This is a genomic window from Clostridium sp. (genome assembly GCF_016650095.1).
Lineage (GTDB): Bacteria > Bacillota > Clostridia > Clostridiales > Clostridiaceae > Clostridium_AD.
Genome location: NZ_JAENWL010000172.1, coordinates 1 through 7,385, shown reverse-complemented (window position 1 = coordinate 7,385; position 7,385 = coordinate 1). Strand labels below are relative to the sequence as shown.

The following is a 7,385-nucleotide window of genomic DNA, read 5'->3' as shown; positions in this document are numbered from 1 at the left end:
TGATGTAACTGGATCAATCAAGTTACCAGATGGAATGGAAATGGTAATGCCAGGAGACCACATAGACATGAATGTTGAATTAATCACTCAAGTAGCAATGGATGAAGGATTAAGATTCGCAATCAGAGAAGGCGGAAGAACAGTAGGATCAGGAGTTGTTACATCAATAGTTAAATAATAGTTTTAATGTGTTTGTATATATCAATTGATGATGATTCATAATAATAAAAGCTTTTATTATTTAGGAGAAGAGGACGCTCTTCTCCTTTTAAATACAATAAAAATATAATCAGAAAATACAAACATAAAAATTATAAGAGAATAGTGAAAAAATACTTGTCAAAGCAAATAAAGTGTTGTATACTTTAGTAGTTGTATTGTGGTAACAGCGATGAGGTAAGAGGTTGCCGGACTTCCGGGTTATTCTTCACCGAGCATGTCCTGATCTTGAATCGGGCGACGGGGTTCCTGCGATTGTTTTGTGCATTTAATGTATGCAACACCCGGAACAGTTTACAGAACATCCGCTGTTGCACGTAAGAAGTAGAGCGTGCAATGAAAAGGAGGGTATAAAAATGATAAAACAAAAAATTAGAATCAGATTAAAGGCTTTTGATCACAACATATTAGATCAATCAGCTGAGAAAATTGTTCAAACAGCTAAGACTACAGGAGCTAAAGTAGCTGGTCCAGTACCACTACCTACAGAGAAAGATGTAATTACAGTATTAAGATCTCCACACAAATATAAAGATTCAAGAGAACAATTTGAAATAAGAACTCATAAGAGACTAATCGATATAATTAATCCATCACCTAAAACTGTTGATGCTCTAATGAGATTAGACTTACCAGCTGGTGTTGATATCGAAATAAAACTATAGGCGTACATATAAGTGCGATGAAGCGTATAAGTATAATTTATTATACGCAAGTAATAGATAACTATTACTAACTATTATGATCACTAATGTGGTCCGCTAATAAGTAGGAGGTGTATTTTCATGAAAAAAGCAATAATGGGTAAAAAACTTGGCATGACTCAAATATTTGATGAGAATAGAAGAGTTGTTCCAGTAACAGTTGTTGAGGCAGGTCCATGTGTTGTCATTCAAATTAAAACTATCGAAAATGATGGCTATAATGCTATTAAAGTTGGTTATGGTGACATAAGAGAAAAATTAGTTAACAAACCGATGCAAGGACAATTTGCTAAAGCTGGTGTATCTTTAAAAAGATTCGTTAAAGAATTTAGAATGGAAGATACAAGTGCATATAAAGTAGGTCAAGAATTTAAAGCAGATATATTTGCTGCTGGAGATAAAATTGACGTATCAGGAATTTCTAAAGGAAAAGGATTCCAAGGTGTAATTAAGCGATGGAATGCAGCGTGTGGACCAATGAGTCATGGTTCTAAATTCCACAGAGCACCTGGATCAATGGGAGCATCTTCCGATCCATCAAAAACATTCAAAAACAAACATATGCCAGGTCACATGGGTAATGTTAATAAAACAGTAATCAACCTTGAAATAGTTAAGGTAATGCTTGAAAAGAACATTATATTAGTTAAAGGTGGTATACCCGGTCCCAAAAAAGGTACAGTTGTAATAAGAAATGCTGTTAAAGCGTAACTTTAAAAGAAAGGAGGATGCAGAATGCTTACATTAGATTTGTTTAATAAAGAAGCACAAAAAGTTGGAGATATTCAACTAAACGAAAATATATTTGGAGTTGAAATTAACACAGATGCTATGCACCAAGTTGTAGTAGCACAACTAGCAAATAAAAGACAAGGAACTCAATCAGCTAAAACTAGAGCGGAAGTTCGAGGCGGTGGAATAAAGCCTTGGAGACAAAAAGGAACTGGTAGAGCAAGACAAGGTTCTATTAGAGCCCCACAATGGATACATGGTGGTATAGTATTTGCTCCAAAGCCAAGAGACTACCGTATGTCAGTACCAAAGAGTATGAGAAGAGTTGCTTTTAAATCAGCTTTATCATGTAAAGTAGCAGAGAATGAAATGATAGTTATAGATAGTTTAGATTTCGATTCTCCAAAAACAAAAGCAATGTTAGAGATTTTAAGCGCTTTTGGAGCTAAGAAAACTTTAATTGTTGTTGAAACATCAAATGAAAATATCTATAAATCAGCAAGAAATATACCTGGAGTGCAAGTATCTCCAGTAAATAATTTGAATGTTTATGACATACTAAAGTATGAAAAATTCATAGTTACAAAGGATGCTGTATCTAAAATTGAGGAGGTGTATATATAATGAAGCTAACTAGCCATGATATTATAAGAAAACCGGTAATTACTGAAAAAAGTATGGCTGTAATGGCTGAAAAAAAATACACCTTTATAGTTGACATTCATGCAAACAAAACTCAGGTTAAAAAAGCAGTAGAAGAAGTATTTGGAGTTAAGGTTGAAAATGTAAGAACGCTAAGGAATATAGGTAAAACTAAACGAGTTGGAGTTCATATTGGAAAAAGAGCTGACTTTAAAAAAGCTATTGTTACTTTAACAACAGAAAGTAAGACAATTGAGTTTTTTGATGGAATGTAATTATTAAGCAGGTATTGGCAGAGGCCAGATAAGCGAGAAAGAAGGAGGGAAATCACATGGCGATTAAGAAATTTAGACCCACCACACCTTCTAGAAGAAATATGACTATGTCTGATTTTGCAGAAGTAACATCAGATAAGCCATTAAAATCACTTCTTAGAAGTACAAAAAGATCAGGTGGAAGAAATAATCAAGGTAAAATAACTGTTCGTCACCGAGGTGGTGGAGCAAAACAAGCATACAGATTAATAGATTTCAAGAGAACAAAGGATAATATCCCAGCAAAAGTTTCCACAATTGAGTATGATCCAAATAGATCTGCTTACATAGCTCTTGTTGTATATGCTGATGGTGATAAAAGATACATAATTGCTCCAGTTGGATTAAAAGTTGGAGATGTAATTGTATCCGGTGCTGATTCAGACATAAAAGTTGGGAATACACTTCCAATAGTTAATATACCAATTGGTTCTACAATTCATAATATAGAACTTCAGGTTGGCAAAGGAGCTCAACTTGTAAGATCTGCAGGTTCTTCCGCACAGCTTATGGCTAAAGAAGGAGAATATGCTCAAGTAAGACTTCCGAGTGGTGAAGTAAGATATGTTAGAGTAAACTGTAGGGCTACTATAGGAACAGTTTCTAACGTAACTCATGACATTGTTAACATAGGTAAAGCAGGAAGAAAAAGACATTTAGGATTTAGACCTACAGTCAGAGGATCAGTAATGAATCCAAACGATCACCCTCATGGTGGTGGAGAAGGTAAGTCACCTATTGGTCACGCTAGTCCGATGACTCCTTGGGGTAAACCGGCATTAGGATATAAAACTAGAAAAACTAAGAAATATTCAGATAAATTTATTGTAAAGAGAAAAAATAAAAAATAGTTTGAAGGGAATTCAGATTTTCTTTGAAACTATGATTAGTTGTATGAAGGGAGGCCATTAAAGTGAGTAGATCAGTAAAAAAAGGACCTTATGTACAAGAAGTTTTGTTAAAAAGAATTAATGAAATGAACAAAACTGGCGAGAAAAAAGTAATAAAGACTTGGTCAAGAAGTTCTACTATTTTCCCGCAAATGATAGGTCATACTATTGCAGTACATGATGGAAGAAAACATGTTCCAGTTTATCTTTTAGAAGATATGGTTGGACATAAATTAGGAGAATTTGCGTTAACTAGAACATTCAAAGGACATATAGACAAAGAAAAAACAAGCAGAGTAAGATAGTGTGGGAAGGAGGAAACAATCAATGGAGGCTAAAGCTATAGCTAAATATGTGAGAACGTCCTCAATGAAAATCGGGATTGTTCTTGATTTAATAAGAGGTAAAAATGTAAATGAAGCTTTTGCTATATTACAATACACTCCAAAACGAGCAGCTGACGTAGTGAATAAAGTACTTAAATCAGCTGTTGCAAATGCAGAAAATAATTTTAACTTAGATGTTAATAGATTATTCGTTGCTAATGCATATGCATGCCAAGGTCCAACACTTAAGAGATTTAGACCGCGTGCACAAGGGAGAGCTTATAGAATAAAAAAGAGATCTAGCCATATAACAATAATGGTTACAGAAAGAATATAAGAAGGAGGGATATAGCGTGGGACAAAAAATACATCCACACGGCTTTAGGGTTGGTGTAATAAAAGATTGGAATTCTAAATGGTATGCAGATAAAAAGAATTTTGCTGATAATCTTGTTGAAGATTTTAAGATAAGAGAATTCTTGAAAAGCAAACTTTATACAGCAGGAATTTCTAAAATCGAAATCGAAAGAGCTGCTAAAAGGGTTAAAATCAACATACACACAGCTAAGCCAGGAATGGTTATTGGTAGAGGCGGATCTGGAATTGAAGTTATAAAGCTAGATATGAAAAAACTTGTTGCTGATAAAAATGTTTTAATTAATATTGTAGAAGTAAAACAAGCTGAAAATAATGCTCAATTAATGTCAGAAAATATTGCTTCTCAATTGGAAAAGAGAATTTCTTTTAGAAGGGCAATGAAACAAACAATTCAAAGAGCTATGAGAACTGGCGTAAAAGGGGTTAAAACTGCTTGTGCAGGAAGACTTGGCGGAGCTGAAATAGCTAGAACAGAGCACTATAAAGAAGGTACAATACCACTACAAACATTAAGAGCTGATATAGACTATGGATTTGCAGAAGCAAATACAGTATATGGTAAAATCGGTGTTAAAGTTTGGGTATATAGAGGAGAAGTTCTTCCTACAAAGAAAATCGTTAAGGAAGAAGTAAACGCGTAGAAGTGTAAGGAGGGAAATATGACATGTTAATGCCTAAGAGAACTAAACATCGTAAGGTGCATCGTGGTAAGATGAGAGGAAAAGCTACAAGGGGAAACTTTATTGCATACGGTGATTATGCATTACAAGCTTTAGAATGTGGTTGGGTTAAAAGTAATCAAATTGAATCTGCCAGAGTTGCTATCAATAGATATGTAAAAAGAGGCGGGCAGGTTTGGATAAAAATCTTTCCTGATAAGCCAGTAACTCAAAAGCCAGCTGAAACTCGTATGGGTTCCGGTAAGGGATCAGTAGAATTTTGGGTAGCAGTTGTTAAGCCAGGCAGAGTTTTATTTGAAATTGCAGGAGTAACAGAAGAAGCAGCTAGAGAAGCCTTTAGACTTGCTTCACACAAACTTCCAATTAAAACTAAGTTTGTAACAAGAAGAGATTTTGAGGAAGTGGGTGGTGAAATCAATGAAGGCTAATGAATTAAAAGAATTAAGAGAAAGTAATCCTCAAGATTTACAAGTGAAAATGTTTGATTTAAAGGCAGAATTATTTAACCTTAGATTTCAGTTAGCTACGGGACAATTAGAAAACCCTATGAGAATTAAACAAGTTAAAAAATCTATAGCTCAAATTAAGACCATCCTTAGACAAGAAGAAATAAGGTCTTTAGAACAGTAAAACTGAAAGGAGGTTGCTCTTGTGGAAAGAAATAACAGAAAGACAAGAACAGGTAGAGTTGTTTCGGATAAAATGGATAAGACAGTAGTTGTCGCAATTGAAACGAAAGTTCGTCATCCATTATACGGAAAGATAATTAATAAAACAACAAAATTTAAGGCTCATGATGAAAATAATGAAGCTAAAATAAATGATAAAGTTTCAATTATGGAAACTAGACCTTTATCTAAAGATAAAAGATGGAGAATTACTGGAATAGTTGAAAAAGCTAAATAATATTTCAGTTCAACGACTGAGAGGAGGGTATCGAATATGATTCAACAGCAATCCAAATTAAAAGTTGCAGATAATTCTGGCGCGAAAGAAATTATGTGTATTAGAGTATTGGGTGGTTCTCATAGAAAATGGGGAAACATCAGTGATACAATAGTTGCTAGCGTAAAAAGTGCAACACCAGGTGGAGTTGTTAAAAAAGGTGAAGTTGTTAAGGCAGTTATAGTTAGATCAGTAAAAGGTTTAAGAAGAGCCGATGGAACATATGTTAGATTTGATGATAATGCAGCTGTTATTATAAAAGATGACAAGAACCCAAAGGGAACTCGTATATTCGGACCTGTTGCAAGGGAGTTAAGAGATAAAGACTTCAGTAAGATCTTATCATTAGCGCCTGAAGTTCTATAAGATGGGAGGTGTCTAACATGGCAGTTAAAAAAATGCACATAAGAAAAAAAGATTCAGTAATGGTTATTTCAGGTAAAGACAAAGGCAAAATAAGCGAAGTCCTAGCTGTATATCCTAAAACTGGTAAGGTTTTAGTAAAAGATGTTAGCGTAGTTACAAAACATCAAAAACCGAGTAAACAAAACATGCAAGGTGGAATAACTCACAGAGAAGCAGCTATAAATAGTTCGAAAGTAATGTTATATTGCACAAAATGCAAAAATGTAACAAGAATTAGCAACAAAATTCTAGAAGATGGAACAAAGGTAAGGGTTTGCAAGAAGTGTGCAGAAACATTTTAATTTCTGAAAGGAGGTTTAACATATGAGTTCAAGGCTACAAGAAAAATATAATAATGAAGTAGTTCAGGCTTTAATGGAAAAGTTCGGATATAAAAACATAATGGAAGTTCCGAAGCTTGAAAAGATAGTTTTAAATATGGGAGTTGGAGAAGCTAAAGATAATACTAAAGTTTTAGATTCAGCTATTAGTGATATGCAAATTATCGCTGGTCAAAAACCAATTATAACAAGAGCAAAGAAGTCTATAGCTAACTTCAAACTAAGAGAAAATACGCCAATAGGTTGTAAAGTTACATTAAGGAAAACTCAAATGTTCGAATTTGCTGATAAATTAATGAACGTTGCATTACCTAGAGTTAGAGATTTTAGAGGAGCTTCTTCTAAAGCATTTGATGGAAGAGGTAATTACGCTATAGGAGTTAAAGAGCAACTTATATTCCCTGAAATAGATTATGATAAAATAGATAAGATAAGAGGAATGGATATAATATTTGTTACTACAGCAAAGACAGACGAGGAAGCAAGAGCATTGTTAAGATTCCTTGGAATGCCATTTGCTCAATAATAAGGAGGGAATCACGTGGCACGTAAGGCTTTAATAGAGAAATGGAAAAAAGAACCCAAATATTCAACTAGAGCTTATACAAGATGCAGGCTTTGTGGAAGACCACATTCTGTACTACAAAAATTTGGTATATGCCGTATCTGTTTTAGAGAACTTGCACACAAGGGAGAAATTCCTGGTTGCAGAAAAGCAAGTTGGTAATTAGAACATTCTAATGAAAGGAGGCACGAAAAATGGTTATGACTGACCCAATCGCAGATTTGCTAACACGTATAAGAAATGC

15 protein-coding genes and 1 pseudogene are annotated in these 7,385 nt (G+C 34.2%); all 16 read left to right on the top strand.

The window, feature by feature from the left end; genetic code table 11:
• Positions 1-178 (top strand): annotated as a pseudogene (gene tuf, locus JJE11_RS11055) (elongation factor Tu); the annotation flags it as partial.
• 397 nt (positions 179-575) lie between these two features.
• The gene (gene rpsJ / locus JJE11_RS11050; RefSeq protein ID WP_291635542.1) at positions 576-884 is read left to right on the top strand and encodes a 30S ribosomal protein S10; all 309 of its coding nucleotides are present in this window, start codon (positions 576-578) and stop codon (positions 882-884) included.
• Positions 885-1,004: 120 nt separating this feature from the next.
• Positions 1,005-1,634 (top strand): 50S ribosomal protein L3, encoded by a 630-nt coding sequence (gene rplC, locus JJE11_RS11045; protein ID WP_291635539.1) that lies wholly within the window; start codon positions 1,005-1,007, stop codon positions 1,632-1,634.
• A gap of 24 nt (positions 1,635-1,658) precedes the next feature.
• Complete coding sequence (gene rplD, locus JJE11_RS11040) at positions 1,659-2,279, top strand: 50S ribosomal protein L4 (RefSeq protein WP_291635537.1); 621 nt, start codon at positions 1,659-1,661, stop codon at positions 2,277-2,279.
• Positions 2,279-2,572, top strand: a complete 294-nt coding sequence (gene rplW, locus JJE11_RS11035; protein ID WP_291635535.1) for a 50S ribosomal protein L23 — start codon at positions 2,279-2,281, stop codon at positions 2,570-2,572. Before rplD ends, rplW begins: the two co-directional genes overlap by 1 nt.
• A gap of 56 nt (positions 2,573-2,628) precedes the next feature.
• Entirely contained in the window at positions 2,629-3,462 is an 834-nt protein-coding gene (rplB, locus tag JJE11_RS11030) for a 50S ribosomal protein L2 (protein WP_291635533.1), read from the top strand.
• A gap of 62 nt (positions 3,463-3,524) precedes the next feature.
• Positions 3,525-3,806, top strand: a complete 282-nt coding sequence (gene rpsS, locus JJE11_RS11025; RefSeq protein WP_291635531.1) for a 30S ribosomal protein S19 — start codon at positions 3,525-3,527, stop codon at positions 3,804-3,806.
• A gap of 22 nt (positions 3,807-3,828) precedes the next feature.
• The gene (rplV, locus tag JJE11_RS11020; RefSeq protein WP_291635530.1) at positions 3,829-4,164 is read left to right on the top strand and encodes a 50S ribosomal protein L22; all 336 of its coding nucleotides are present in this window, start codon (positions 3,829-3,831) and stop codon (positions 4,162-4,164) included.
• A gap of 16 nt (positions 4,165-4,180) precedes the next feature.
• The gene (rpsC, locus tag JJE11_RS11015) at positions 4,181-4,846 is read left to right on the top strand and encodes a 30S ribosomal protein S3 (RefSeq protein WP_291635529.1); all 666 of its coding nucleotides are present in this window, start codon (positions 4,181-4,183) and stop codon (positions 4,844-4,846) included.
• A 23-nt stretch (positions 4,847-4,869) separates the two neighbouring features.
• Complete coding sequence (rplP, locus tag JJE11_RS11010) at positions 4,870-5,313, top strand: 50S ribosomal protein L16 (protein WP_291635527.1); 444 nt, start codon at positions 4,870-4,872, stop codon at positions 5,311-5,313.
• Positions 5,303-5,515: a 50S ribosomal protein L29 gene (gene rpmC, locus JJE11_RS11005; protein WP_291635525.1), complete on the top strand. Its 213-nt coding sequence runs from the start codon at positions 5,303-5,305 to the stop codon at positions 5,513-5,515. The genes rplP and rpmC overlap by 11 nt, the downstream gene beginning before the upstream one ends.
• 21 nt (positions 5,516-5,536) lie before the next feature.
• The gene (rpsQ, locus tag JJE11_RS11000) at positions 5,537-5,791 is read left to right on the top strand and encodes a 30S ribosomal protein S17 (protein ID WP_216306414.1); all 255 of its coding nucleotides are present in this window, start codon (positions 5,537-5,539) and stop codon (positions 5,789-5,791) included.
• A 36-nt stretch (positions 5,792-5,827) separates the two neighbouring features.
• Positions 5,828-6,196 (top strand): 50S ribosomal protein L14, encoded by a 369-nt coding sequence (gene rplN, locus JJE11_RS10995; RefSeq protein ID WP_291635521.1) that lies wholly within the window; start codon positions 5,828-5,830, stop codon positions 6,194-6,196.
• A gap of 17 nt (positions 6,197-6,213) precedes the next feature.
• The gene (gene rplX, locus JJE11_RS10990) at positions 6,214-6,537 is read left to right on the top strand and encodes a 50S ribosomal protein L24 (protein ID WP_291635520.1); all 324 of its coding nucleotides are present in this window, start codon (positions 6,214-6,216) and stop codon (positions 6,535-6,537) included.
• Between the two features lie 22 nt (positions 6,538-6,559).
• The gene (gene rplE, locus JJE11_RS10985; RefSeq protein WP_291635518.1) at positions 6,560-7,102 is read left to right on the top strand and encodes a 50S ribosomal protein L5; all 543 of its coding nucleotides are present in this window, start codon (positions 6,560-6,562) and stop codon (positions 7,100-7,102) included.
• Positions 7,103-7,117: 15 nt separating this feature from the next.
• The gene (locus tag JJE11_RS10980) at positions 7,118-7,303 is read left to right on the top strand and encodes a type Z 30S ribosomal protein S14 (protein WP_071614619.1); all 186 of its coding nucleotides are present in this window, start codon (positions 7,118-7,120) and stop codon (positions 7,301-7,303) included.
• The last annotated feature ends 82 nt before the right edge of the window (positions 7,304-7,385 follow it).

Bases quoted from the DNA above. Each gene is read 5' to 3' on its own strand.
- rplX (WP_291635520.1), top strand. From the start codon at position 6,214: ATGGCAGTTAAAAAAATGCACATAAGAAAAAAAGATTCAGTAATGGTT.
- rplN (WP_291635521.1), top strand. From the start codon at position 5,828: ATGATTCAACAGCAATCCAAATTAAAAGTTGCAGATAATTCTGGCGCG.
- rplE (WP_291635518.1), top strand. From the start codon at position 6,560: ATGAGTTCAAGGCTACAAGAAAAATATAATAATGAAGTAGTTCAGGCT.
- rplP (WP_291635527.1), top strand. From the start codon at position 4,870: ATGTTAATGCCTAAGAGAACTAAACATCGTAAGGTGCATCGTGGTAAG.
- rplW (WP_291635535.1), top strand. From the start codon at position 2,279: ATGAAGCTAACTAGCCATGATATTATAAGAAAACCGGTAATTACTGAA.
- rpmC (WP_291635525.1), top strand. From the start codon at position 5,303: ATGAAGGCTAATGAATTAAAAGAATTAAGAGAAAGTAATCCTCAAGAT.
- rpsJ (WP_291635542.1), top strand. From the start codon at position 576: ATGATAAAACAAAAAATTAGAATCAGATTAAAGGCTTTTGATCACAAC.
- rplC (WP_291635539.1), top strand. From the start codon at position 1,005: ATGAAAAAAGCAATAATGGGTAAAAAACTTGGCATGACTCAAATATTT.
- rplB (WP_291635533.1), top strand. From the start codon at position 2,629: ATGGCGATTAAGAAATTTAGACCCACCACACCTTCTAGAAGAAATATG.
- rplD (WP_291635537.1), top strand. From the start codon at position 1,659: ATGCTTACATTAGATTTGTTTAATAAAGAAGCACAAAAAGTTGGAGAT.
- rplV (WP_291635530.1), top strand. From the start codon at position 3,829: ATGGAGGCTAAAGCTATAGCTAAATATGTGAGAACGTCCTCAATGAAA.